We start from the raw sequence: 26991 nt of genomic DNA on the forward strand, positions 1-26991 counted from the left end.
GTTGCAAAGTTTACACTTCAAGCAAAGGAAGAAGCTCTTCCAAATGTTTAATTTCATGTGATGGGACAATCTCGTCATTGCGAACAGCGCCGTGACGGTTAATCCAAACTGATGTCATGCCAATCGTATTTGCACCAAGAATATCCGTTGTCAGCTTATCTCCAACCATGATCCCATGATCCGTCTCTACGCCAAGACGCTCAAGAGCATGTTTAAATATCGATGCTGCCGGCTTTCCTTCACCAAATTCACCCGAGATTATAATATGATCAAAGTATGGCACAAGTTCCGGTACGCCAGCAAGCTTCTCACGCTGCAAATCAGGCGAGCCGTTCGTAAGCAAAAGCAGCTTGTATTTTCCTTTGAGTGCATCTAGAACGCGGAATGTTTCTTCATATACGATAGGACGCAAGCGGCGCTCAGCCGGGAATTGCTCAGCCAGCTTCGCACCTAGCTCCTCGTTATCAACGCCAAGTGCCTTTAAGCCTTGTGTCCAAGCTGCTTTTCGATACCCTGGAGCAAGAGACTGAAGCTTGCGGAATTCCTCCTGTTCCCCTTCAAGAAACGGTGCCCAGAGCCCTTCGAAAGGATTGATCCCGATCATCTTGGTAAACGAGAACGTTTCATAGGATTCGTAGAGAGCTCTTGCCTCACGGCGAACGGATTCTTCTAGCTCGCTCGGATCAACCCCGCATTCTGCTGCTGCCGCTTGGCATGTAGCTTCAAAAGCTTCCTTAACGCTGCGGTCGTCCCACAGCAATGTGTCATCCAGATCAAATAATACTGCTTGTTTAGCCATCGTTGTTCGAACTCTCCTGCCTATTTATTTTTGCTGAAAAGCAATTCCATTAGCATTTGCAAATAATTTCAGCTTCTCGCCAATTTCATCGGTTGGAAAACGGTTCGTCAATTTAGAGAACACCCAGTTTCCGCCTTTTTGCATCTCCACGACCACATAACCTTTTTGCACGCTGAAGCCTTTGATTGATGCTGCTGGAATACGCTTGTCTCCCGTTAGGCGACGTGATTGAATGTAGTCTTTGCCGATCGTGATATATGGTCTACGGAAAAAGAACAAAGCCGCAAGCAAAATGTAGCATCCTACCGTAATCCAAAACATCGTATCCATTTTAAATGTAGAGGAGCTGGACATCAAAATGACGTACATCCCGATAAACAAAATCAAAAGAATTGGCGCAATAAAATTGCGGCCAACGATTTTTTCTGATTTCTCTGCATTAAAAACGATTTGACCATTTCCTTGCTTCTTGCGCTGCTTATTTACGACATCCATATTTTTGCGCACTTTGCGCTCCCAGGAACGTGACAAACAAATTCTCCTCCTAATTAAATACCTTATTCAAACGGTCTGCGAAACTTTTCTATAAAACGTTTAGGGTAATCTTCCGGAAGCGCACTTATTTGCTCCAAACGGTTCCAAACCTCGCTTGGCATTTCCCAGCCGATTGCGCCAATATTATCTTCAAATTGCTCCAGCTTGCTGGCGCCAAAAATCGGCGAAGTAATGCCTTCTCGCTGAATCAGCCATCTTAAAGCTACCTGTGCAGGTGATTTATCCAGCTCTTTCGCTGCTTCCAGCAATGCGTCGAGAATTTCAAAGTTTTTATCATTAGACCGCAGATTCCACGAGCTCTCGCCTACTTTGGAAGTTAGACGCCCTTCCTTTGGCTCTTCCCTTGTATAGCGTCCAGTTAGAAAACCGCCGCCAATCGGGGCCCAAGGAATAATTCCGACTTTCTCCTCTAAACAAAGCGACAGCATTTCACGATCCATCTGTCTGCTCACTAAGCTGTATTGAGGCTGAATCGATACAAAACGCACATATCTGCTAGCATCGCTATACGCTAGTGATTTCATCAGCTGCCAAGCAAAAAAATTGGAACATCCTATGTAACGAACTTTACCGGAAGTAACGAGGTCATCCAGTGTGCGCAGCGTTTCCTCTATCGGAGTCGTATGATCCCATACATGCACTTGATACAGATCGATATAATCTGTCTGAAGCCGCTTAAGACTAGCTTCTACACCGTCCATAATATGTTTGCGGGATAAGCCTACACCGTTAATATTGCTGGATGTTGTCATTCGCACTTTTGTAGCAAGAACGATGTCAGATCGTTTGTTTTTGATCGCTTTGCCGACGATTTCCTCGGAACGACCGCTCACATAAACGTCGGCCGTATCGAGAAAATTGCCTCCACGATCAACAAAACGATCGATCATCTCGATCGAATCTTCCTCACTTGTCGTATTGCCGAATGTCATGGTGCCTAAACAAAGCTCTGAAACAGCTAGTCCACTTTTGCCTAATAGTTTGAAATTCATCTAATCACCCCATCTTGGATATTAAATGATTACACAGTACATTCATTAGTGCTTAACATTATCTTTGTCATCAACGATTTCGATCTTATCAAGTTGTTGACGGAAATTGCTTTTGAAAACAGTCAAGTACTGCTTGCGAAGCTCTTCTCTCTCAACCGTTTCCTCATCGGATAAACCTTCCGATTTATTTTTACGAGCCAGCTCGTTAATACGTTCTATAATTTTATCGAATTCCATTACTTGCTCTACTCCTCTCATGATGAAAAAAACTCTACTCTCTACTTTTACATTTCCACCAATCAGTTGTCAAGGCAACAGAGCTCATCTCGAATAAAGTAACGACAGACTGCAGCATTCGTTATTGCAAAACAACTTGATCGCCTGGCTTCAATCCTTCAAGCACTTCTGTTTGTTCTGGCGTTTCGAGCCCAATCTTTATTTCTTTACGCTCATATTGACCATTGCCTGTATCGAGCATCACGAAATGTTTATCTTTCTCGCGAATAATCGCAATGGATGGCACTGAAATTGCATTTTCTTTGCGTTCAGTTTCAATAGCACCGCTGAGGCTAAGGCCGGCAATCAAATACTCGTTAGGCTCAAGCACGATTACGACTTCAAATTGTGCGGCTTGATTTAAATTGTTTTGATCCGTTCCTGTTTTTGCAAATTTAGAAACTTTAAGCACTTTGCCTGAAAGATTCAGCTCTTTCATCGCATTCATCTTCACCTTGACCGGCATGCCCGCTTTAATTCGAAACACATCCTGTTCGCCAACTAAGGCGATAAATTGCAATTTGTTCAAGTCAACGACTTTGCCGACATACTCATTGACGGTCAATGCCTGTGGCCGTTTGTTAGGATTATCGAATAAAAAGATTCCCGTTGCTGGTGAACGAAAGCTGGATTCATTAAGCATTTTTTTCTTTTGCTGCAGCTCCTTGGCTTGAATGCTAGCTGTTACTTCATTAACATCCTTCGATAAACGTGCGATTTCTCTTTCAACTAGCACTTTTTTTCGTGCTTCTTCCGTCGACTCCATCGCGGCTGATTCGTCATTCAATTGATTTAGGTAATCGTTTAACTCAGCCTCAAGCTTGCCCTTTCGCAGTACTGCCTCCATTTGCAAAATATCGTTTTGCACGGCCGTCTGATCCAGGTTAAACAGTATATCACCCTTTTTCACCTGCTGCCCATCTTCTACCGCCCACTGTTTAACCTCGGAGCCATAAGGTGCATAGATGAGAGTTTCCTGCTCATACAATGACTTTCCCTTTACTTCAACCGTATTGGCTATCGTTTCGTTCGTCACTTGGAATGTAATTGGCTGAGAATCAGAAACGAATTCTGTTTGCCTTGGAGGATTGCCTATTTTGTATAGTCCAAAACTTATCCCAATAATTATAATACCGATTATTCCCCACTTTATTTTTCTTTTCATATGTAAGCTCCTTCTTCAACCATAAATTAATCGCGCCTAATCGCTGTTAAAGCATCCGTACGTGAAGCGCTTATTGCTGGATAAATACCCGATAGTATACCTGTAGCAAGCGCAAAAGCCATGCCTATTGGAATCGTTATAAATGGAATGAAAATAATGACAGAGTCCGTCTCGCCGGATAAGTTATAAATGAGGGCATTTATACCCCACACAATCCAATACGAGAAAAGTACACCTAACAATCCACCAAGCAATCCGAGCAGTGCTGCCTCGATGATGAACATGTTGCGGATTTGAGCCAAATTCGCACCAAGCACCTTCATTATCCCAATTTGTCTACGTCTTTGATAGGTAGACATCGTCATCGCTACTACGATTGATATCGAAGCTATGATCAGAATAAACACACCAATACCAAGTGCTGCAGCTTTAATGATTTTAAATTCATTTGCGAGCTGTTCCTTCTGCTGTAGATTTGTTCGCGTCGTAACGACTAGTTTCTGCAGCTGCTTCTCTACTTGTTCAATCTTTGCTTGGTTATCTACTTTTACAATAATAGAGTTATAAGCTTCCTGCTCATCACTTCCTAGCTTCAGCTCTTTCTTCAGGAGCTCCGCTGTCTCTAATGAGACATATCCTTTTTTGTCATACATCGACTGCTCATCACTGACTCCAGCAGGCTTCTTGAGTACACCTATTACCCGGAGGGGTCCGCTCAACACGACTTGGCCATCAGGTGAAGAGGAACGAAGCTGTATTTGCTTCTGATATAAGGCCCCTGGTACGCGATTTAACTTCTCAAATTGCTGATAAACCGTTTCATCATAGGGATTGGCATCAATTTGCTCTCGAATTTTACGTTTCGACTCTTCATCAATAAATCCCATTGTCGCTCCATAGTTAAGAATGATGGTACCTAATACATTCGTTGCTTCTCCTTGATTGATGTCATTTCCAAAAGCGGAAAGCATCTCAATATCTGTACCTATAATTTCGGTTTGAATTTGTGAAGTAAGCCCATCTAACGTCATCGTCTCCATATAGTTAAGCTGTTGATATGGTGATGCCGCTTTGACATGTTCGATTTGTCTCATGATGTCAAGCTTTTGCTTGGTTAACTTGCCTTTCTGCAAAGAATCTTCATCAGCCGTAGATGCTCCGCCGCCAGCGTATGCTCCTGTACTCGCTGTTACCGTTATTTCATCCATCTTCAAGTAACTATTCATTTGTTTCTCAATGTAAACTTGAGCAGATTCACCGATACTGAGTGCGATTATAATTGCTGCACATCCAATTGAAATACCCGCAGCGCATAATGCCGTTACAACCTTTCTACGCCTTACCTGATCCCATGATAATCTTGTAATATCACTAATTCTCAATTTGAATTCCCCCCGCAAGCATACTTTCTCGTGCGGCTTCCTGATCCGTTACGAGATAACCATCTCGCAGCGTGATAATTTTTTCCGTTTGTGCTGCTACCTCACGTTCATGGGTTACGATAATAAAGGTAGTATCCATCGTTTTATTCAACTGCTTCAAAATCATAATAATTTCTTCCTCTGTTTTGGTATCCAAATTACCGGTAGGCTCGTCCGCAAAAATAACCGATGGCTCTGTTATCAATGATCTTGCAATACTGACACGCTGTTGTTGTCCTCCCGAGAGCTGCGATGGGAATAATTCTGCTTTATCAGGAATTCCCACCTGCTCTAATAACGAAAGAGCTTTTTTCTTCCGTATTGAAGGATGCATCGATTGAAATACAAGCGGAAGCTCCACATTTTCCCTAACCGTCAAGTTGGCTATCAACTCATACGCTTGAAAAATAAATCCGATATGCTTCCGTCTAAACTCTGCCAAGCGGTTTTCATTCATCGTTACAATATTATGGTCCGCGATAAAGATTTGGCCTTCTGTAGGCTTCATTAAGCCAGCCATTAAGTTCAGTAAAGTAGATTTACCGGAACCGGAGCTCCCTAACAACGCAATCATTTCTCCCTTATGTACGTGAAAGCTTATTTTCTGCAGTACAGTGGTCGTTTCATGCCCATTCATAAATGAGTGGGATAACTCTTCAACTCGTAACAAAATAGCATCTCCTTTCAGTCCCCTTTAATAGACGGCTAAACCAAGGGTTAACCCTGCAGTAAACATAAAAAAACTTTCTAAAGAAGTAGATTGGCCTGCATCTACTTTAAAAGAAAGTAATTTTTTGTATGAACTATTGAATTGTAATGGAAAATCAAGCTAAATGCTAGGAATAATTAACTTCTGTCCTGGCTTTATAACTGTTGATTGCAGATCATTCCGATCTTTAATCAAATATACGATATATCTGATATCATGGCTGCCATCTGAAACTTGTTTTGCAATATTCCAGAGTGTATCGCCTGATTGCACCCTAATAATTTGTTCTTCCGCGGAAGCGGCTTCGGGAGTAATACTCGAAGCGTATGTTCCCATAAGTAGGAAGCTCGTAAATAATAAAAAAAACACAGCAGTGCAAACGACGAGCTTAACAGTATGACGCTTTATGAAATGCCTAATCAAGCGGTTGACCTTTGTTGCTTTGTTCGTATCTTGTTTATGAATGGTTCTATAAAAACTTGGACTGGTTATCATTTATCAACACCCCAAACGTTTGTTCTGTTTTTAGAATACACGAACAGACGTTTGGTGTCAACGAAAAAATACGAACCTCTGTACTTAAGAACTTATGTTTGTACGAACTCGAGTTCTATGTTATAATTTTTTGCAAACCTACTAATGGAGTGATTGCAGTGTCGAAGATTTCTAACCGACAACATTCAATTCTTGAATTTATTAAGAATGAAGTTCGGGAGAAAGGCTATCCACCCTCCGTTCGAGAAATCGGCGAAGCTGTTGGATTGTTGTCCAGTTCAACCGTTCACGGTCATTTGGACCGTCTAGAGAAAAAAGGTTTAATACGCCGAGATCCTACTAAACCGCGTGCTATTGAAATTTTGGATCAAGAAGGCTCTGATGGCATTATCCCGCTTTCCGTAGCTAGAGTACCTATTGTTGGTAAAGTTACCGCTGGTGTGCCGATTACTGCTACAGAAAATATTGAAGAATATTTCCCGCTTCCTTCCCATTTTGTTGGTGACAGCAGTGTTTTTATATTGAATGTCATGGGCGAGAGTATGATTGAAGCAGGTATTCATGACGGGGATTATGTTATTGTTCGTCAACAGCAAACGGCAAACAATGGTGAGATCGTAGTTGCAATGACTGAGGACGACGAAGCAACAGTCAAAACATTTTACAAAGAGAAAAATCATATTCGTTTGCAGCCGGAAAATTCCACAATGCAGCCTATATTACTTCAAAATGTAACGATTCTAGGTAAAGTCATTGGACTTTTCCGTGATATTCATTAATACCAATTAATATGTACATAAAGAAAAGGCTGAATCAACGATGTTGATTCAGCCTTTTCTTTGGCTATTATGTTAACGATCTTGCTTAAAGGTTTGGTAACGTCTGCCATTCTCATGCCTTTCATCAAAATTCTGATTTTAGAGCTCTCCAATGACATGGGTCCAAAATTGTTGTGCGGGAACATTACGTTCAAGCTGATACAGCTCCCACTCTCCGCTATGCTTTTGTATAACTAGCGTAGCTGCTTGTTTGCCAACACCAGATCTTCTATATTTTCGCATAATAAAAAAATGTGCAAGTAAATTATAGTGTCTGTCATATTCAGTTACTTTTTTGGTTAATGCAAAGCCAGCGATCTTATCGTTCACAGTTACGAAATCATGAATTCATCAGCTAATGACAAACACCCAATCACTATGAATTTATCACGCATAACATACTGTGTATTCAACTCGTAAGGAGGTGCATTGAAAAATGTCCGGTTACGTGGGTGGAGCTTTCTCAAGCTTAGGAATCATCTTAGTATTATTCATTCTACTGGTGATCATTGCTTGCAGTTGCGGCGGCTTTGGCTTCGGATATTAATTCGTATTTGAGCCATTCTTCATATTAACAAAAGAAGATCCATTTGATGGATCTTCTTTTTGCTTTTCATACTCCTTCCAACCATTAATTTGATTTTTAAATGGAGAGATGTTAAATTACACGTTTTCTTAACAGTACGGCTGTTGTTCTTATATTAGAAATTCGTATTAGCTTCTTGCGGTCAAGTTTCGGATAATCATAAAGTAATCCTTCATATACGATTTGCATTTGCTCATGTTTAAGAAAATCATGAGGTGTAACTTGCGCGGATGGTCGTTCCCACAAGTTTATACCACTGCTCCGCATGGCTTCAGCAACAAACTGGGAGCAAAAATATGAATCTGGTGGCTCGATATTAAGCTCAAGTAGTACTCCTAACAATCCGATTAAATTGTATCGGTAATTTTCTTTATTTTTTTCAAACTCACGAATGTATTGAAGCAATGCGGCATGTTGTTTTTCTGATAAAGCAATCTTTAGAAGAACACAGCGCGTATTTGGGAAATATCGAAAGGTTCCAGTATAGACGTTTTCTTTGACAAAGCCAGCGATTAACGGGTTGTTCGCACGTTTACGCCCAAAGCTGTATATATTCTTCAGATTTATATCCATTGCAAGTGAAGCGTGATTATAGGGTGCACCAGTAAATAATTTGATCAACCGAGTAAACCATGTGCCCGTGTCCGTAAGCAACACATAAATACTGCTATTGGTTTCTTCATCTATTCTAGTTTCTGTCAAGCTGCTCACCTCATTTATCGTTGATTATCCAAGTTATAGTTAGGTCGTTTTTGAGTTTAAAATATATGTCACGATTTCGTTTATTAGCTTGGGTTGATTAGCTATTATGAATATAACAACAATATAACCACCCGAATAGTACTAACTCTATGTGGTACTGGCTCTATTCAACCTAAATAAGACCAGCCACAAACACATTATCCATGTGTTGGACTGATCCTATAAAGGTTTATTTTACTAATGACGCATATATTTCATCGACATACAAGCACTAGACCGTAGCTCTTAGACCTGTATACTTTCCTTTAGGAGCGTATTGAGTCCATTGCTTTAAATATATTTGATCTTCTCTAAAACCGTAATCAGCGCATCATAGACGCTGCTGAGCGACTATATAGGCTACTTATCGACATGTGATTAACAAATGTCTGCGCCTTCACTTCATCAGGCTTTATTTCAGCTGTATAACTGAATGTAAAAAAAACCTCAACGCCAGCAGCGTTGAGGTTTTTGAATTTTAGTAAAGTGTCAAGTACTGATCGCGTTCCCATTGGTGAACTTGTGTGCGGTACATATCCCACTCGATTTCTTTAAGTTCGTAGAAATGAGCAAGAGCATGATCACCCAGCGCATCGCAGATGATGTCGCTTCTGAGCATTTCGTCCAGTGCTTCTTTCAAATCAAGCGGTAAGCTCGGGATGCCTGCATCCTGACGCTCTTCCTCTGTCATGATATAGATGTTCCGATCTGTTGGTGCTGGTAAAGGTAGCTTGTTTTGAATGCCGTCAAGACCAGCTCTGAGCATTACAGCAAGTGCCAAATACGGGTTAGCAGCCGGATCTGGATTCCGTACTTCTACACGTGTGCTAAGACCGCGCGAAGCAGGAATACGGATCATTGGCGAGCGGTTGCTTGCAGACCATGCTACATAACAAGGCGCTTCATAACCAGGCACTAGACGTTTATAGGAGTTAATTGTAGGATTCGTAATCGCAGCCATTGCACGCGCATGAAGCAGAATTCCTGCCATGTAATGACGAGCAGCAGTACTTAGGCCAAGTTTGTCCTTCTCATCGTAAAACACGTTTGTATCGCCTTTAAACAACGATTGGTGACAGTGCATACCCGAACCATTCACGCCAAACAACGGTTTAGGCATAAATGAAGCATGCAACCCATGCTCGCGAGCAACTGTTTTTACGACTAGCTTAAATGTTTGAATTTGGTCAGCCGCTTTAATCGCGTCGGCATATTTAAAGTCAATCTCGTGCTGGCCTGGTGCCACTTCATGATGGGATGCTTCAATTTCGAAGCCCATTTCTTCAAGTGTCAAAACGATTTCACGGCGACAGTTTTCACCCATATCCATAGGCGCTAAGTCGAAATAACCGCCTTGGTCATTAAGCTCAGTCGTAGGTTCGCCGCGCTCATCGGTTTTGAACAAGAAAAATTCCGGTTCTGGACCAACGTTCATTGCTGTGTATCCTAGATCTTCTGCTTCCTTCAGTGCACGTTTCAAAATACCGCGCGGATCTCCAGCGAATGGCGTTCCGTCTGGCATGTAAATATCACAGATCAAGCGAGCAACACGATCTTGAGTTACCCATGGAAATACAACCCATGTATCAAGATCAGGATACAGATACATATCTGATTCTTCAATACGTACATAACCTTCGATAGAAGAACCATCGAACATCATTTTGTTATCCAACGCTTTTTCAAGCTGGCTTACAGGAATTTCAACATTTTTAATTGTTCCGAGCAAATCCGTAAATTGCAAACGAATAAATCGAACATTTTGTTCCTGTGCTATACGTCTAATATCGTCTTTAGTGTAACTCACAGAATCATCTCCTTAGTTTGCGAAGCAATAGTTATCATGTTAAATTAGCGCTTATTTAAGAAACGAGTCAATTGTCCTTGAATTAGCGAAGCTTGTCCAGGTCTTTTCTCCAGCAATTGCTGTTTAAGCAGTCGGTGAAGCTGCTGATCGGATAGCTCACGGCGCTTCACTTCCGATTGCTCACTGACAATTGTCGCATCATCAGATTCCTTGGATACAGGATTCATTACTTGCTTAATGCCGGCGATATTAACGCCCTTCTCAATTAACGATTTAATTTCCAAAAGCCGTTCTACGTCATTAAATGAAAATAACCGCTGATTGCCTGCTGTTCTTGCAGGAACGATTAGTTCATGCTGCTCGTAATAACGGATTTGGCGGGCTGTTAAATCCGTCAGCTTCATAACGATGCCGATGGGAAATAAGGCCATATTTCTGCGAATATCATCAGCCATGTCGCATCAACCTTCCAGTCGCTCTTTTATATGTTCATTCTAACCGTTACAACGCAAATGTGTCAAGTTATGTAAGGTTTAATCACAATTAAACCACTGTCTACAAGGCGATATAATGCGGTTAAAACACCATATTTAGCGTGAGCATACGTCAGTCCACCCTGCATATATGCAATGTAAGGTTCGCGTATTGGAGCATCAGCTGATAGCTCTAAACTGCCTCCTTGAATGAACGTTCCTGCCGCCATAATGACAGCATTCTCATATCCAGGCATGTCCCAAGGCTCGGGAACCACATGCGAATCAACAGCAGCTGCCTGCTGTATCCCTTGAACAAAAGCGATTAAATGATCAGCTTGTCCAAAACGAACCGCTTGGATGAGATCTGTACGCGGCTCATTCCATCTCGGTTTTGTTTCGAACCCAAGCTCTTCAAATAAAGCAGCAGCAAGCACACTTCCTTTGATCGCTTGTCCGACTAAATGAGGGGCTAAAAATAAACCTTGGAACATGGAGCGAAGCGTGCCTAACATTGCGCCTACCTCGCCGCCGATGCCCGGAGCAGTCAAGCGGTAAGCAGCAGCTTCGACGGCAAAAGCTTTCCCGGCAATATAGCCCCCCGTTTCAGCTAAGCCCCCGCCTGGGTTTTTGATAAGCGAGCCTGCCATCAAATCTACTCCAACTTGAGTAGGCTCGAGCAGCTCTGTAAATTCACCATAACAATTGTCCACAAAAACAATCAGGTCCGGCTTTATTGCTTTTACCCTATTTACGATAGTTTCAATCTCCGAAACGGTAAATGAAGCTCTCCAATCGTAACCACGCGAGCGCTGAATACCGATGACCTTCGTTTTTTCCGAGATCGCTTGCTCAATTTGAGCCCAGTCCAATCCACCATCCTCAAGGAGCGCTACCTCAGAATATTTCACGCCCCAATCCTGCAAGGAGCCCATGCCGTCTCCAGGCTTCCCGATAACTTTATGCAGTGTATCGTAAGGTCTTCCCGTAACGTACAGGAGCTCATCCCCAGGGCGCAGCACTCCAAATAAGGCACAGCTGATTGTATGTGTTCCAGAAACGAAATGCGGCCTAACAATAGCCGCTTCCGCTCCCATTACCTCTGCGTAAACAAGATCAAGTATTTCACGTCCGCGATCATTATAGCCATATCCCGTTGAACCGGTAAAATGAAAATCGCTTACTTTGTGATGTTGAAACGCTTCTATGACCTTCCACTGATTCCGCTCAGCTATCTTGTCAATGCTGCGAAAAGCTTCTGAGGCAAGCACCTCGGACTGCTCTGCTAGCTGCTCTAGGTGCTCCCATAGTCTTTGGTTTACATGTTGCCTGTTCATTATGATATCTTCTCCTTAAATTTTGCGCAGCAAAATCACTTCGTAAGCATAAGCTAAAGTTTTGCGCAGCAAAACTACTTCGCAAGCAAACCCTACTCAATATATTGTTTCAAACGATGACCGTGCTGCTCGTATTCCTGCTTACTCACATGAACGGTTAGTCGTAAGCTTTCTTCATTCACTTCTTGATTGATAACCTCACCGCTTCGATAAGCAAGTGCGATCAAATCTCCTCGCTCTGCTGGTACGTTAAAGATTACTACGTCTCCGCTGAGCTTATCTTGCACGGTTTGCTTTAACAGCTCTAGATCCCCAGCATCATACGCGCTAATGACAAGATTATCGCCGCTAGTAATCGGCAAATCTGCTAAAGAACCGTTATTTACACACATATCCTTCTTATTGTAGACCATAATATAGGGTTTATCCGCAGCGCCAAGCTCACCTAAAATTTTGTTAACGACTGCAATTTGCTCATCCCGCATTGGAGAGCTGCTGTCGATGACATGAAGCACTAGATCAGCCTCGCATACCTCTTCTAACGTCGCCCGAAATGCTGCTACAAGATCTGTCGGCAAGTTTTGAATAAAACCTACCGTATCTGTAAGTATAATTTCTCGGCCATTTGGCAGCTCAAGTGTTCTTGAGGTGGGATCAAGCGTTGCGAACAATTGATTTTCTACATACACATCTGCATGAGTAAGCTCGCGAAGCAGTGTCGATTTCCCGGCATTCGTATAGCCAACAAGAGCTACTTGAATGGCGCCGGATTTTTTGCGACGCTCGCGATGCAGTTTACGGTGGCGGACAACCTCGTCAAGCACCGTCTTCAAGTCAAAAATCCGATCACGAATATGACGGCGATCCGTCTCGAGTTTCGTTTCACCTGGACCGCGGGTACCAATGCCTCCGCCAAGCCGTGACAAGTTTTTACTTTGTCCAGATAGACGTGGCAAAAGATAGCTGAGCTGCGCCAGCTCAACCTGAATAATACCTTCGCGCGTTTTGGCACGACCTGCGAAAATATCCAAAATCAACTGGGTACGGTCAACGATTTTCAAATCCAGTGATTCTTCCAAATTACGAACCTGAGCGCCGGACAGCTCTTGATCAAATATAGCCGTTGTAGCGCCCAGTTCATCAGCTAGAGCCTTAACCTCTTGCACTTTTCCTTTGCCGATAAACCATTTGGAATCGACGGTTTCTTTGTTTTGCGTAATAGTCGTCAGCACTTCAACCCCTGCTGTTTCCGTCAGCTGTACAAGCTCCTGTAGCGATAGCTCGGGGTCTCCGCCTTTCCGCTTGTCTTTTGACGTAACTAAGCTAATCAGAATCGCTTTTTCAATCATGTTCGTATTCGTATCGAATGTTATCTCGCTCATCTCATACTCCTTCTAAACTACGCAATCATATTGGTTTCGTGTCCCACTTTAAATCATCTGGTCTAATCGTCATTAATTCCTGCTTTGCGGGAACGGAACTGGCATACTGCGTAAGCAAACGAACGGCCTGAAACCTGATCGCTTTCTCTATCACATTTCGAACATACCTGGCATTGCTGAACGAGAACATAGTGTTTAGCTTTTCCTGCATTAAATGCTGTCTTAGTTTAAATATGGTCTGAGGCTGCAATATATAATCACGGTCCTTAGCCATGAGCTCACTAATCTGAATCAGTTGATCAACCGAATAATCTGGAAACTCAATTTGGATCGGAAAACGTGACGGCAATCCTGGATTTGTGAGCAAAAAATCGTCGATTTCGGCAGGATAACCCGCGAGTATGAGCACAAAATGATTTTTGTGATCCTCCATTGCTTTTACAAGCGTATCGATTGCTTCCTTGCCAAAATCTTTTTCCCCGCCCCGAGCTAGACTGTACGCTTCATCAACAAACAACACGCCGCCGATTGCTTTTCGAACGAGATCTCGCGTCTTCTGAGCGGTATGTCCAATATATTCGCCAACAAGATCAGCTCGCTCCACTTCAATCAAATGTCCTTTGGTGAGTACACCCATCTTTTGAAACAGCTTCGCGACGATGCGGGCGATTGTTGTTTTCCCTGTCCCTGGATTGCCTTTAAAAATCATATGATACACATGAGAGCCGCCAAATAATCCTGCTTCAGAACGCATTCGGCTAATATAAAGCAACGCATATATTTCGTACACAAGAGATTTCACATTGTCCATGCCAATCATCGGTTCAAGCTCTTTCTGAATGTCAGCATAATGATCGACGCCCGGCAGCGGCTTCACTGCAGGCAACGGTTCTGTCTCTAAAGCAGGAGCAGAGGCCCCAGTCTGAAATGTTTCTTGCGTTCTTAGGACCACATTGATTTGACGGGAAGGCCTTGCAGTGCCATTGCCGGATCCCGATTTGACGTGTCCACTCATCTGTGGCATCACCTATCCTTTGCTTCGAAAGCTGTAGCGGCTAACCGCACTACAAGTTTATTCTACTTTGCAGCAGCATATTAGCAGATTTACAGCTTCGAATCGGAAGAGTGAAATCCGAGACTAAGCAATAAAGAGTCGAGCTTCCACTTTGTAAAAGCTAGTACTTCACGCGACTCATTATAGACAGGATTTAGCACCTTTGATTTTGTACCAGCGACTTGAAACTGAACAAAATCAAGCTTTTTGGCTATCTCCGTTGATCTTGCAGCATGATAATCATGGGTGATGACAATTAGTGTTGACAGGCCTTGGTGCTCTGCGATCTTCTTGCTGAATTCAAGATTTTCGTACGTGCTGGTCGCCTTATTTTCTAGCAACAGCTTGTCAGCTGAAATACCTTTTGTTATGAGATAGTCTCTCATACCCTCGGCTTCTGTTTTCTTTGAACCGTTGCCATCCAATCCACCTGTCAAAATAAGCTTGTCTACCGTACCCGCCTTGTATAATTGCCAAGCAAGGTCAAGCCGTTCCTTCAGTGCTGGACTTGGCACATCATTCCACAAAGCAGCACCAAGAACGATGCCTGCATCCGATGGAACAAGTGGCTTATTCGTATCGAAACCATTAATTAACCACAGTAAATATCCACACCAGAACACGCCTGCACATATTAACCAGGCAACAACACGAAACAAGAGCAGCCACGGTCGCTTTTTCTTCGATCTTCTGCGCGGGCTGCTCCTTGAGACGGTTGCCTTCCTCATGATTCGCTTAATTCCCCGGTTTTTGCAAGCAAGCTCTTGCGATGCTTAAGGCTCAGCGTAAAATACCGGAACCGTCCGTTTCGTATGCTCGATAATAATTTCCCTGCTGTTTTGCGTGCAAGTGCAACATCCTTGCCATTAACATCACCTTGCCTTAAGGCATCCTCTAGCTCATCCTCGTCCATGAGAAATACCTCACCGCTAGGCAGCACAACCACATCCAAATATAAATCATCGAACCAAGGCACCTGCTGATCGGTTAAGCCTTGCGTTTTGCAAACATCGATATACCATTGCACGACGCGTCCCTTGTCATCAAACATCGTCGTGACGACAAAATGCTCGCCTCTTGGAAAATGCTGCATCCACAAGTATCCGCGATCTGCCAAACATAATCTACGTCCGTTATATTCCTTCCATAACGGCTCACGCAATTCATGAATCCGGTAAAACGTCACGAGACCTTTGAACTCTTCACCGTCCAGCGCTAGGCACGTATAGCTCTTACGCAAGATACGCCGCCAGTTAGCTCGGTCTGAAAATTTTCTCTTCATACGGAACGTACCCTTCCGTTCATTTGGGAAAAGCTCGCAAACAACCTGCACAGCTCTTCTTGGCTTTGTTTACACAACGAACATTTTGCGACCAACGACAGTTGAAATTTACCTATAAAAAAAGATTACCATAACTTAACGTCCATCTCCAGCCGACAGCCAAAATAAACCAAGCACTTTGCAATAAAATAAAAAGAATACCGCCCCGAAAGGCGGTATTCCTCTTATTGCTCAACGATTTCAATCGAATCAATGACGATATTTTCAGTTGGCAAGTTGTTTTTCAAAGGCGTCTTCGAAATGGCTTTTACAACATCCATGCCACTCTCCACCTTGCCGAAAATCGTATAATTAGGCTCGCGGTTTAAATTTGCAGCATCAGGTCCTGTGCAAATAAAAAATTGGCTGCCTCCCGAATTAGGCTTGCTTGCGTTTGCCATCGCGACAATTCCTTCTTCGTATTTCATTTCCGAACTTAGTTCATCTGGAATCGAATAACCTGGAGTACCGTATCCGTTTCCTTTTGGATCTCCGCCTTGAATCATGAAAGACTCAATAATACGGTGAAAAGTTAATCCATCATAAAAGCCTTCTCTAGCGAGAAAAACAAAATTGTTCACCGTTACCGGCGCGTCTTCCGTAAACAGCTTGACTGTAAAATCGCCTTTAGTCGTTTTAAACTTTGCTAAGTACGACTTGTCGAGATCAATCTGCATATCAGGCATCTTGTCCCAGTTCATCAACTTGGCTGAAGCTGAAGCACTATCCCTTCCTGAACCATCCTTGCCGCAGCCAGCTATAACCATAACTGCTGCGACAACAATGATTAAATACAAGAATGGTGCTCTCTTTCTATTCGCCATTGCTAACCACCCGTTTCTTACGTATTGCCGCCGGTTTCAGTATTTCCTAGAGCATTGTTGCTGTTGTTCGTATTTGTGCCAGTGCTTGGAGTTGGCGTCGGTGTTGGTTCACCCGTCCCATTTCCTGATCCTGGCGGTTCAGTTGTTCCTGGATCTGTACCATCAGTTGGAGGCAGCGTCGGTTCTCCATCACCGCCTTCTACTGGAGGTGTGGGCTCTCCTCCGTCTGGCTCATCTGGATTCGGCTCCATTGGCACATCCGGATTCACTTCTGTTTCCGGAATGCTGATCTTAACTTTTTGAGATGGAGCACTTTCCATATCCTGCTCAGCATCATAAGCCACAACATAATATTCATAGGTCATTCCCGGGAATGCACTCATATCATCTACCCCTGTGGAAGTGAGCGAGTCTACGAAGCGGATGAAGTCACTTTCTGAAGCTTCCTTGCGGTAAACCTGATAAGTGACCTTTCCATCCTGATACGGATCCCACGACAATTGAACCTTCATTTCTTCTGGAATAAATACTGCTTTAAAATTTGTTATCGTTGCCGGCGGTTTATTTTCTTTAATGCCTTGCGGTTTCTTAAAGCTTGACTTCGCTACATCCTTCATTGCAGGTTTCATAACCTTGGAGAACATGGAAGCCGCTTGACTGCTGCCCGTTTTAAGGATATGTTCCACATTTGTCTTATCGTATCCCATCCATACGGCTGCTGTCCACTCCGGCGTGTAGCCAACAAACCAGGCATCCCGGATACCCGAGCCTTTGTAGCCTGGAATACCATGCTGAGTAGTACCTGTTTTACCTGCCAATGGACGATCAATTGCTGCTCTTGTACCCGTACCGCCCTTTTGTACGACCGTCTGCATCATCTCGGTCAAATAATAGGCAGTGCTTTCAGACATGAGCTGCTTAGAAGGTGGAGCTTTATATTCGTATTTATAATTATTTTTGCCTTCAATCTTCGAAATCGCATGAGGATCAACAGATCTGCCGCCGTTCGCAAACACGCTATAAGCAGTTGCCATTTGCATAGGCGTTGCACCTTTGGACAAGCCCCCAAGAGCAGCTGTTAAATTACGATCATCTTTCTCAAGCTCGATGCCAAGCTTGCTTGAAAAAGCAAACCCTTGCTTCAAGCCTACTTGATTCAGCATCCAAACGGAGGCAAGGTTTCGAGAATCCTTAATCGCCTGCTGCATCGTAACTGCAGTTGCTCCCCATCTATCTGTTGGGCAATAGCTGCCGTAACATTTCTTGTCATTTGCAAGTACAGTCCATGGATAATACTTGCCCGTTTCAAGAGCAGGACCGTAAGAGATAATCGGTTTGAAAGCTGAACCTGGCTGGCGAGGAACCTCTACCCGGTTAAGTCCCTTTTTCACGTAATCTCTGCCGCCTGTTAAAGCTTGAATCGTGCCATCGCGGTGATCAATAATGATCATTGCGCCTTGCACCTGTTGGTCATCCTTGCTCTTCTCAAAGTTGTCATCATCGTTAAACTGTGTATCCATCGTATCCTGTGCTTGCGGGTTTAGCGACGTATAAATCCGGAAACCTCCGATCCGAAGCTCTTCCTCGGATTTCCCAGTCTTCTCCATCGCTTCTTCAACCACATAATCAATAAATGCTGGATACTTTTCGGTATTTCTTTCTTCATGATTTTTAGGGATTTCATACACGACCGCTTTCGCTTCTGCCATCTCTGCTGCCGTAATCAAGCCTTGATCGTACATAAGCTTAAGCACGACTGCTCTCCTGTTCATCGAATCCTCAGGATGATTTATTGGATTGTAGCGGTTCGGCGCTTTCGGCATAGCGGCAATAGTAGCAATCTGCCAAAGCTCCAGCTTATCAAGATCAGTGTCGAAATAATACTTGGCTGCTTCCTTAACGCCATGTACTCTCTTGCCAAAAAATATTCGATTCAAATACATCGTTAATATTTGTTCCTTGGACATTTTGTGCTCAAGCGCTACCGCAATAGAGGCTTCCGTTGCTTTACGGAAAAACGTCTTATCCGCGGTTAGAAATACGTTTTTGGCAAGCTGCTGGGTAATCGTACTTGCCCCCTCAACAGCGCTGCGAGCGATAACGTCCTTCACAACAGCACGTCCGATAGCAAAAAAATCGATTCCTGAATGCTCATAGAAACGTTGGTCCTCTGTTGCAACAATAGCATCAAGCAATTGCTTTGGAATTTCCGAAAATTCAGCAATCTCACGATTTTCATTGGGATCGGACAATCGTGAAATTTCATTGCCATTCACATCATAAATGATGGATGCTTCACCCATAGTCAGCTTGTTCGCATTTTCAGTCAGAACTCGTTCACCGTTCAACACGATAAGCAAGTATCCGATCAAGCCGCATACGATGGCGATTACAGCAGTGAAAAATAATCCATAAAACCATTTCTTTCCTGATATCTTCTTTTTCTTCTTTTGTTTAGAAGTTTTAGGTGCAGTTGTTTTGCTTGGTCGTTCAGCCATAGCCGACTCCCCTCCTGTTGTTCAATTGTCTGTCTAATCTAGTTTTACCACAAAATGAAAAGAGCAACCCAGCTTGGAGCGGGGTTGCTCTTGCCTGCCGCTATCTAGTTAAACGAGACACGTTATAAGAAAGTTTCACTAACTGATTAAGCCTATGAATCGGAGCCGTTATGATCCTGCTGCATAAGAGAAACATTCCGCTGCGGGGTGAACGTCGAAATAGCATGTTTGTATACCATTTGTTGACGACCTTCGCTGTCGATGATAATCGTGAAATTATCGAACGCTTTAATAACGCCCCGAATTTGGAAGCCATTCATTAAAAAAACCGTAACCGGTATGTTGTCTTTGCGAAGCTGATTCAGGAACGTATCTTGAATATTGATCGATTTGTTCATTGGACGTTACCCCCGTCTTAAAAAGATTGATTAGAAGTATATTCAAGATTAACTTGAAACTTTCCTGCTATTATATCATGAACAGATTGCAAATTGTTGTGAAAATTTTCCCCCATATCAATCCAATGAATGTCTTTCATATGACGGAACCAGGAAAGCTGGCGTTTTGCAAACCTTCTAGTATCTCTTTTCAGTAGCTCTACCGCTGCTTCCAATGAGCATTCTCCCTGTAAATATTGTGCAATCTCTTTGTAGCCAAGACCCTGCATAGCAACTGCTGCAGGCGGCAAATCTCTCTCAAGTAGGCGCCTCACCTCATCTACTAAACCTAGCTTCATCATCTCATCTATCCGCAGCTCTATTCTACGATACAACTCCGCACGGTCCATAGTCAAACCGATGATGCAAAGCTCGTATGGAGATACCTTAGTTTGACCGGCTTGCTGATCGGAGAAGGTTTGTCCAGTCATGTGATAAACTTCCAGCGCGCGGATGACGCGCCGCATATCATTTGGGTGCAATCTCTGCCCTGCTGGAGGGTCAATGGCAGCTAAACGCGCATGCAAAGCTTCTGCGCCAAATTCAGCCGCATAATGCTCTTGCTCTTGCCGGAATGCAGCGTCTGAACCAATTTCAGCAAACTGAAACTGATAACAAACGGACTCCACATATAAGCCAGTACCTCCAACGATAAACGGCAGCTTTTCTCGCTCCGATATTTCCGCGATCGCCTTCGTTGCTCCTGCTTGAAAATCTGCAGCAGAATACGCTTCGTCCGGCTCACAAATGTCAATAAGGTGATGAGGAATGCCTTCTCGCTCTTCAAGTCCGATTTTGGCAGTACCAATGTCCATGCCGCGATAAACCTGCATGGAATCGCCTGAGATGATCTCTGCATTCCAAGCTTTTGCAATATCTAAACTCATTCGTGTCTTGCCTACAGCTGTAGGACCAATGAGGACTAGCAAAGGCTGCTTGCGAATCGGATGCCCTTCTTGATCTAACTGCGTATTGTTTATTTCTTCATTCAAAGCTTTATCACTCCATATGCAATTTTCGAAGTATTCACATGCTTGCGTTCAAATCCGAGCCTTGCAAATTCACCGCTAGCTTGATGCTCCTTTAGAACTACGCTTTTCCTGGCAACACGCTTCGCTTGTTCAATCACTTCGTCCGACAAAGCGTCCATATTTGCAATGCCGCGGAGCGGCTCCATCGAGCTGGATTCGTTAATCGGTTTCCGAAACATAGGGTCAAAATAAACGATATCAACACTATTGTCAGGCAATTTTTTTAAGTAATCCAAATGATTCATGCACTTCATGTCAATACGTCTCATTGCCTCATTCACATCAGGAAGGCTTGTCTCATAACCTGCTAGACCCTCTCGAACGATAGCGCATAAGATGGGCTGGCTCTCAATCGCTGTAACAGCTCCTTTAGGTCCAGAGGCATATGAAAACACAAGTGAATCCGACGCAAGACCTGCTGTGCAATCAATGATTTGATCCCCTTCCAAACATCCCGAAAGTTGGATAAGAGGATCTGTTTCACCGCGCCGAATCCGTTTTACCCGCACATATGCCATGCTGGGGTGAAAATAAAGCGGCGTCTCTGATTGTCCGTCATAATAACGAACCTCTTCTTCGGTTACGACGATTAACTGACTGTCATCGCTTAACGATAATAGTTTGTTAACCGTTAAGTTTCCGCGTACTTTGAGCGAAGCGGCTAGCTCTTCAGAAAGCCGGCTTGCTTGCTCCAAAGCCCGTTCTGAAGGCTTAGCCGTTGTTGTAACAATCAAGACATCACCCGCTTGAACATTTTTTCGAGCTGATAGGTCGATAGATGCACGATGATTGGACGGCCATGCGGACAAGTATAGGGCTGTTTGCAGTTTGCAAGCCTTGTCAAGAGTGTCTCGCCTTCCTCACGGTTCATACGATCATTTGCTTTAATGGAGGCTTTGCATGCGCACATAATGGCCGCCTTTTCCCTAAGCTTTCCGATATCAATCGTTTTTCGCTCGGAGATGAGCAGTTCTGCCATTTCCTCAAGCAAGGATTGCTCCTCGCCTTGAGGCATCCATTCCGGGTAGGAACGAACGAGAAACGTTTGAGGACCGAAGGACTCCAGCTCCACGCCTGCTTGCGCGAACATAGGAATAAGGTCTTTTAATTGCATCGCTTCTCCTGCTGTAAATTCCAGTGTTAAAGGAACAAGCAATTGTTGGCTAGCCGCCTCAGGATTTCCGAATTTTTGAAAGAAATATTCGTAATTGATCCGTTCATGCGCAGCATGCTGATCGATTAAATAAAGACCATCCTCCGACTGCGCTACGATGTAGGTGCCGTGGTGCTGTCCAATCCAGTGGAGCTCAGGAAAGGAAGGTTGATCCTCTACTGTTTCTTCTTCTGTTGGCAGCTCGGCGATCATAGCTTGAACTACTGGCGCCTGCGCCTCATTAAAAAGGTTCTCTTGCGGTACATCCGTCTGGTAAGCTCGATCCTCAGCGAATTCAAGGGTCACAGCTGCTTCTTGAGCAGCGTTCTGTAACGAAGCAGTGTCTAAGGCTGTTTCAAGTGATTTTAGATTAGAATCCGAATCATTAGATGCTTGCTCCATATGCGCGGGAGCTTCACGGACGGTAAAGTTATCAATAGGAAACGTTGGAGGAGGAGCATAAAGCTTCTCTGCCGCATTCCTAGGAACATATTCCCGATCAATAACCGGTGGCTTGTAAGGCGTCGATGAAGTCTTATTTGTCGTTGTTGGTTGGTAAGGCTTAAACGATTCCGCCATGGGCTCAGGGCGATGGAAAGAAATCGCATCTTGAACGAACAATGGTTTTGAACGCTCCAATTTATTGCTTGATTCTGGGCCCGGAATATGCCGCTGGCGACCTAACACCGCTTTAATCGCATCCTCTATCATCGTACGAAGCTCCGGTTCTTTACTGAACCTGACCTCCATTTTGGATGGATGAACGTTTACGTCGAGCAAGCTTGGATGCATCCCTATTTCTAATATCGCAAGCGGAAAACGATTGATCGGCAGCAGCGTATGATAAGCCTGCAGCAAAGACTGATTAATCGTATGACTGCGAATGTAACGTCCATTAACGATTGCAGTAATTCCATTTCGATTCGCACGTGTGAGCTCCGGTTTCGAGATATAGCCACTCAGCTCGTAATCTGAAGTTTCTGCTTCGATCTTGAGCATCACCTTCGCTGTATTTGAGCCATAAACGGCCGCAATGACTTGAAGTCGATCGCCAGTTCCGAGCGTACGAAGCAGTACATTTCCATTATGCTTGAACGTAAATGCTATGCCCGGATGAGCAAGTGCGATGCGGTTAATATAGTCGGAAATATGTCCTAGCTCCGTCTGAATTGCCTTCATATATTTAAGGCGTGCAGGTGTATTATAAAATAAATCCCGCACGGTCATTTCTGTGCCCTGCGGCGCATTTGCTGGTTCATCAATGGTAACCTTGCCGCCCTCTATCACAATCCTGCGAGCAAGTCCTGTCGACGTTTCAGAAGACGTGCACTGCAGCCTCGAAACAGCTGCGATACTTGGCAGCGCTTCTCCGCGAAAGCCAAGGCTCGCAATACGGAACAAGTCGCTTGCTGTAGAGATTTTGCTCGTCGCATGCCGCTGAAATGCGGTTACGATATCGGCTGCCTCTATGCCGTAGCCATTGTCGATGACCTTTATAAGCGATAAGCCGCCTTCTTCAATCATAATATCGACCGTTGTACTGCCAGCGTCTACCGCATTTTCAACAAGCTCTTTGACGACTGAAGCAGGCCGCTCTACCACTTCTCCTGCGGCTATTTGGTTGGCTAACTGCTCGTCCAATATATTAATTTTTGCCATGACGTTGTTGTTCCCCCTTTCACGAAACTAGTCATTTAATTTCGATTTCATATCGTTAAGCCACTGCATAGCTTGCATTGGCGTCAAATTAAACAAATCGAGCTTGCGCAATTGATCAGCCAGCTGCTCCGCTTTAGGACTCGCTTTCTTCCGCACGGGCTCAGCTTCCACAGCAGCTGCTGGCTCATCAAATATCGAAAGCTGTACCATTGAACTAGTTTCCTTAACTCGCTCATTGCGAGTGCTGGTATTGGAAAAAACTGAAGAGTCCTCCGGTACTGGATAAGTGAAACGATTGCTAGAAACAGCACTTTCAATGCCAGCTGTTGCTTTCGGAGCTTCGTACGCTATTGTCTCATCAAGCAGCTCATACGCTCTTCCAATGATCGATTGAGGCAGTCCAGCAAGCTGTGCACAGTAAATTCCGTAACTAGTGCTTGCAGCACCTGGAATCAGCTTTCGCAGAAACGTTACATTATCGCCGCTTTCCTCAACCGCCATACGTGCGTTAGTCAAAGATGGCAAAGATTCCTCGAGATGCGCCAGCTCATGGAAATGCGTGGATACCAGTGCTTTGCATCCAATATGATGGTGGACGTACTCAATAACTGCTTGTGCGATTGCCATTCCTTCACCCGTTGAGGTGCCTCTGCCCAGCTCATCAATGATAACAAGGCTGTTCGCCGTTGCTTTCTCCGTCATTAGCTGGATATCCTTCATCTCAACCATGAAGGTGCTTTGCCCGCCGATAAGATCGTCAGCCGCACCGATTCTTGTAAAAATGCGATCGATTAACGGAATAACTGCTGACTTAGCAGGAACAAAACAACCCATTTGAGCCATGATGCAAATGAGTGCCACTTGGCGCATGTATGTGCTTTTACCAGCCATATTAGGCCCTGTGATCAGGAGCATCCACTGCTCGTCCTTATGGAGCGAGGTACCATTTGAAATAAATGGCGTACCATCCATCATCGCCTCTACGACTGGATGTTTTCCATCCTCTATATGCAAATCATAATTCTCAGTCACGCGCGGACGCGAAAAACGACGTTCAGCGCTGACCGTCGCCAGCGATTGGTAAACATCAAGCTCAGCAATTATGGCAGCGGCCTTTTGCAGCCGATGAAGGTGTTGCGACAAATGGTCACGCAGCTCGATGAACCGTTCATGCTCCAGATCGACCATTTTATCCTCTGCTTCGAGAATCAGCCGCTCTTTCTCTTTGAGCTCAGGAGTTACGAAACGCTCAGCGTTAGCCAATGTTTGCTTGCGCTCATATCTGCCTTCAGGCAAGCTTGATAAATTTGCTTTAGAAACTTCTAAGTAATAGCCAAAAATGCGGTTATAGCCGATTTTTAAATTTTTAATGCCTGTTGCCTCGCGCTCTTGACGCTCGAGCTCAGCCAGCCATTTTTTTCCGTTCGTGCTTGCCTCGCGCAGCTGATCCAAATAATCATCATAGCCAGCACGGATTAATCCGCCTTCTCTAATGGTAACTGGAGGATCGTCGACTAACACGGTTTCAATCAGATCAGCTAAATCGGAGCAATTGTCTGTTCCGTCCACTAGTGCTTTGAGGACCTCTGAGCCAGACTGTTCACACAAAGCAGTCAACTGCGGAATGCGGCGAAGCGAGCTGCGAAGTGCATTTAAATCGCGCCCATTTGCGCTGCCAAAAGCTACTCTGCCGACAAGCCGTTCAAGATCGTAAATAGGCTGAAGCTCTGAGCGTATGTCATCTCTCAAAATTAAATTAAGGTATAAGGTCTCCACTGCATCCAAACGAGCTTCAACGGCAGCGCTGTTTAATAACGGTTTGTCGATCCAGCGGCGCAGAAGCCGCGCTCCCATTGACGTTTGTGTGCGATCAAGCAGCCATAAAAGCGAGCCCTTCTTGTTACGATCGCGAACTGTCTCGGTTAACTCCAAATTTCTACGTGTATAGTGATCCAAAATCATATATTGATTAGGTTCATAGCTCGTTATCGAACGCACATGACCAAGTGAACGTTTTTGTGTTTCGTCCAAATAACCCGTAAGTACACTAACCGCCAGCAGCCGTGCTCCAGATATTTTGGCAAGCTCCTGCTCTCCGAACTGCTCAGTAAGCTTCTCCGCATCCATTGGCTCGCGGGCAGTTAGCAGCAGCTGCTTATTCCAGACGGCTGCAGCTTGAACACGGTCGAGCAGTTCTTTGTCTCCGACCAGCTCCGATGGCTGGTAAACATTAATCTCATCAATGAGTGCTTCGACATGCTCTTGGAATGAGGTTACATAGAGCTCACCTGTCGATAAATCACAAGCCGAAAGCCCGAACAAGCCATGGGAGCGAACGATCGCCGCAATAAAGTTGTTCGTATTTCCGTCAAGCGCCTTCGATTCCATAACGGTACCGGGTGTAATGATCCGAACAATTTCGCGGCGGACAACGCCTTTTGCCGCTGCCGGATCTTCGACCTGCTCGCAGATGGCTACTTTGTAGCCTTTGTCCACTAGTCTGCTAATATAATTTTCAGCGGAATGATAAGGTACACCGCACATCGGTATTTTTTGCTCGCCGCCGCCCTCTCGGCCTGTCAGCGTAATTTCCAACTCGCGCGAAGCGGCTATTGCATCATCAAAAAACATTTCATAAAAATCGCCTAATCGAAAAAATAAAAAAGCGTCTTTTGCCTCTTCTTTGATCGCTAGGTATTGCAAAATCATTGGAGTATATCCAGCCATTCCGATCCTCCTCAAAAACGTAGGCAGCATGCTGCTCCGTATATGTTCAAATAATTAATATCGTTAATTACATGCGTGCGATGATTTAATCCTTTTGCGCCCATGCAGTAAACAGTAGATATTCATTATAACAAGCGGAACAGATGTGCGCCATAAGTGAAACGGGTTGTGCGTGGTTTTGTTTGTTTTGTGTGAGGGGGTTTGGAGGGGGGTACGGGGTTTTTGGGGTTTTTGGGGTTTTTGGGGTTTTTGGGGTTTTTGGGGTTTTTGGGGTTTTTGGGGTTTTTGGGGTTTTTGGGGTTTTTGGGGTTTTTGGAGTTAACTCCTGGGAGCTAGTTAAACATGTGACTTCATGGGAGCTGTGTTTTCTGATGGTTACCAGTAGCATTGTTTTTGTTAGCTGGCTTCAGAGAGGAATGCTAAAAATTTGTGATTGCGTGGAGATGAGGTACCTTGTGAAATGGGAGAAAGACGAAGGTTTAACGGACACTAGATACGCTATTATGCTCATTTTGCCTGTTTATGCATTACTAACGGACATAGAATCCCTTATTTGGCTCCTCGAGCTAGTTTATAGCTCCCTTTTGCTCAAATAGCGGAATGTATGTCCGTTAGATTCAAATATGTGCCCGATTCTCTAAAATAGCGGATCGTATGTCCGTTAGAAGGTGTGCGGTGACTTTTGCGATGAGATAACGGACATCAGATACGTTATTATGCTCATTTTGCCT

27 protein-coding genes are annotated in these 26991 nt (G+C 44.2%); 3 read left to right on the forward strand and 24 right to left on the reverse strand.

Features of this window, described 5'->3' with window-relative positions; genetic code table 11:
* Positions 1-10 precede the first annotated feature (10 nt).
* The 8 genes from MHH56_RS17015 to MHH56_RS17050 form a co-directional block, all read right to left on the reverse strand.
* Complete coding sequence (locus MHH56_RS17015; protein ID WP_339202690.1) at positions 11-799, reverse strand: HAD family hydrolase; 789 nt, start codon at positions 797-799, stop codon at positions 11-13.
* Positions 800-823: 24 nt separating this feature from the next.
* Complete coding sequence (locus tag MHH56_RS17020) at positions 824-1330, reverse strand: hypothetical protein (protein ID WP_076265814.1); 507 nt, start codon at positions 1328-1330, stop codon at positions 824-826.
* 26 nt (positions 1331-1356) lie between these two features.
* On the reverse strand, positions 1357-2346 hold the full coding sequence (locus MHH56_RS17025; protein WP_339202692.1) for an aldo/keto reductase: 990 nt from the start codon (positions 2344-2346) through the stop codon (positions 1357-1359).
* Between the two features lie 45 nt (positions 2347-2391).
* Positions 2392-2583, reverse strand: a complete 192-nt coding sequence (locus MHH56_RS17030) for a DUF896 domain-containing protein (RefSeq protein ID WP_076265812.1) — start codon at positions 2581-2583, stop codon at positions 2392-2394.
* 121 nt (positions 2584-2704) lie between these two features.
* The gene (locus MHH56_RS17035) at positions 2705-3787 is read right to left on the reverse strand and encodes an efflux RND transporter periplasmic adaptor subunit (RefSeq protein ID WP_339202694.1); all 1083 of its coding nucleotides are present in this window, start codon (positions 3785-3787) and stop codon (positions 2705-2707) included.
* A 26-nt stretch (positions 3788-3813) separates the two neighbouring features.
* Entirely contained in the window at positions 3814-5169 is a 1356-nt protein-coding gene (locus MHH56_RS17040) for an ABC transporter permease (RefSeq protein ID WP_339202696.1), read from the reverse strand.
* A complete protein-coding gene (locus MHH56_RS17045) occupies positions 5159-5878 on the reverse strand; it encodes an ABC transporter ATP-binding protein (RefSeq protein ID WP_076265809.1) in 720 nt (239 codons plus the stop codon). Before MHH56_RS17045 ends, MHH56_RS17040 begins: the two co-directional genes overlap by 11 nt.
* 159 nt (positions 5879-6037) lie before the next feature.
* Positions 6038-6412 carry a LysM peptidoglycan-binding domain-containing protein gene (locus tag MHH56_RS17050; protein WP_339202699.1) on the reverse strand — a complete coding sequence of 125 codons (375 nt, stop codon included), beginning with the start codon at positions 6410-6412 and terminating at the stop codon, positions 6038-6040.
* A 158-nt stretch (positions 6413-6570) separates the two neighbouring features.
* On the opposite strand from MHH56_RS17050, the gene lexA reads away from it, so the two are divergent.
* On the forward strand, positions 6571-7191 hold the full coding sequence (gene lexA, locus MHH56_RS17055; RefSeq protein WP_054024635.1) for a transcriptional repressor LexA: 621 nt from the start codon (positions 6571-6573) through the stop codon (positions 7189-7191).
* Positions 7192-7329: 138 nt separating this feature from the next.
* Here lexA and MHH56_RS17060 read toward each other — a convergent pair whose 3' ends face one another.
* Positions 7330-7560: a GNAT family N-acetyltransferase gene (locus MHH56_RS17060; protein WP_339202702.1), complete on the reverse strand. Its 231-nt coding sequence runs from the start codon at positions 7558-7560 to the stop codon at positions 7330-7332.
* Positions 7561-7666: 106 nt separating this feature from the next.
* Between MHH56_RS17060 and MHH56_RS17065 the strand changes: the two genes are divergently transcribed.
* Positions 7667-7777: a sporulation protein YjcZ gene (locus MHH56_RS17065; protein WP_083681511.1), complete on the forward strand. Its 111-nt coding sequence runs from the start codon at positions 7667-7669 to the stop codon at positions 7775-7777.
* A gap of 111 nt (positions 7778-7888) precedes the next feature.
* Here MHH56_RS17065 and MHH56_RS17070 read toward each other — a convergent pair whose 3' ends face one another.
* From MHH56_RS17070 to mutS, 15 genes are all read right to left on the reverse strand, one after another.
* A complete protein-coding gene (locus tag MHH56_RS17070; RefSeq protein WP_339202706.1) occupies positions 7889-8518 on the reverse strand; it encodes a hypothetical protein in 630 nt (209 codons plus the stop codon).
* 517 nt (positions 8519-9035) lie between these two features.
* Positions 9036-10364, reverse strand: a complete 1329-nt coding sequence (gene glnA, locus MHH56_RS17075; RefSeq protein ID WP_339202707.1) for a type I glutamate--ammonia ligase — start codon at positions 10362-10364, stop codon at positions 9036-9038.
* A 44-nt stretch (positions 10365-10408) separates the two neighbouring features.
* Complete coding sequence (locus tag MHH56_RS17080) at positions 10409-10819, reverse strand: MerR family transcriptional regulator (protein WP_053376247.1); 411 nt, start codon at positions 10817-10819, stop codon at positions 10409-10411.
* Between the two features lie 62 nt (positions 10820-10881).
* Positions 10882-12174, reverse strand: coding sequence for a methionine gamma-lyase family protein (locus MHH56_RS17085; protein WP_339202711.1), 1293 nt, complete (start codon positions 12172-12174; stop codon positions 10882-10884).
* Between the two features lie 92 nt (positions 12175-12266).
* Positions 12267-13556 (reverse strand): GTPase HflX, encoded by a 1290-nt coding sequence (gene hflX, locus MHH56_RS17090; RefSeq protein ID WP_339202713.1) that lies wholly within the window; start codon positions 13554-13556, stop codon positions 12267-12269.
* A 25-nt stretch (positions 13557-13581) separates the two neighbouring features.
* Complete coding sequence (locus MHH56_RS17095) at positions 13582-14571, reverse strand: AAA family ATPase (RefSeq protein WP_339202714.1); 990 nt, start codon at positions 14569-14571, stop codon at positions 13582-13584.
* A gap of 89 nt (positions 14572-14660) precedes the next feature.
* Positions 14661-15338, reverse strand: a complete 678-nt coding sequence (locus tag MHH56_RS17100) for a YdcF family protein (RefSeq protein WP_339202716.1) — start codon at positions 15336-15338, stop codon at positions 14661-14663.
* A complete protein-coding gene (locus tag MHH56_RS17105) occupies positions 15335-15892 on the reverse strand; it encodes a DUF402 domain-containing protein (RefSeq protein WP_076265800.1) in 558 nt (185 codons plus the stop codon). The genes MHH56_RS17100 and MHH56_RS17105 overlap by 4 nt, the downstream gene beginning before the upstream one ends.
* A gap of 224 nt (positions 15893-16116) precedes the next feature.
* Positions 16117-16755, reverse strand: coding sequence for a peptidylprolyl isomerase (locus tag MHH56_RS17110; RefSeq protein ID WP_339202718.1), 639 nt, complete (start codon positions 16753-16755; stop codon positions 16117-16119).
* A gap of 17 nt (positions 16756-16772) precedes the next feature.
* Positions 16773-19253: a PBP1A family penicillin-binding protein gene (locus tag MHH56_RS17115; protein WP_339202720.1), complete on the reverse strand. Its 2481-nt coding sequence runs from the start codon at positions 19251-19253 to the stop codon at positions 16773-16775.
* A gap of 152 nt (positions 19254-19405) precedes the next feature.
* Entirely contained in the window at positions 19406-19651 is a 246-nt protein-coding gene (hfq, locus tag MHH56_RS17120) for an RNA chaperone Hfq (RefSeq protein WP_169081614.1), read from the reverse strand.
* 17 nt (positions 19652-19668) lie between these two features.
* Entirely contained in the window at positions 19669-20634 is a 966-nt protein-coding gene (miaA, locus tag MHH56_RS17125) for a tRNA (adenosine(37)-N6)-dimethylallyltransferase MiaA (RefSeq protein ID WP_339209628.1), read from the reverse strand.
* Positions 20635-20678: 44 nt separating this feature from the next.
* Positions 20679-21455 (reverse strand): class I SAM-dependent methyltransferase, encoded by a 777-nt coding sequence (locus MHH56_RS17130; protein ID WP_339202723.1) that lies wholly within the window; start codon positions 21453-21455, stop codon positions 20679-20681.
* Positions 21452-23533 carry a DNA mismatch repair endonuclease MutL gene (gene mutL, locus MHH56_RS17135; protein WP_339202725.1) on the reverse strand — a complete coding sequence of 694 codons (2082 nt, stop codon included), beginning with the start codon at positions 23531-23533 and terminating at the stop codon, positions 21452-21454. Before mutL ends, MHH56_RS17130 begins: the two co-directional genes overlap by 4 nt.
* Positions 23534-23560: 27 nt before the next feature.
* On the reverse strand, positions 23561-26260 hold the full coding sequence (mutS, locus tag MHH56_RS17140; RefSeq protein WP_339202727.1) for a DNA mismatch repair protein MutS: 2700 nt from the start codon (positions 26258-26260) through the stop codon (positions 23561-23563).
* Between the two features lie 191 nt (positions 26261-26451).
* On the opposite strand from mutS, the gene MHH56_RS17145 reads away from it, so the two are divergent.
* A complete protein-coding gene (locus tag MHH56_RS17145; RefSeq protein WP_339202728.1) occupies positions 26452-26856 on the forward strand; it encodes a hypothetical protein in 405 nt (134 codons plus the stop codon).
* Positions 26857-26991 lie beyond the last annotated feature (135 nt).

Source organism: Paenibacillus sp. FSL K6-3182, assembly GCF_037976325.1.
GTDB lineage: Bacteria > Bacillota > Bacilli > Paenibacillales > Paenibacillaceae > Pristimantibacillus.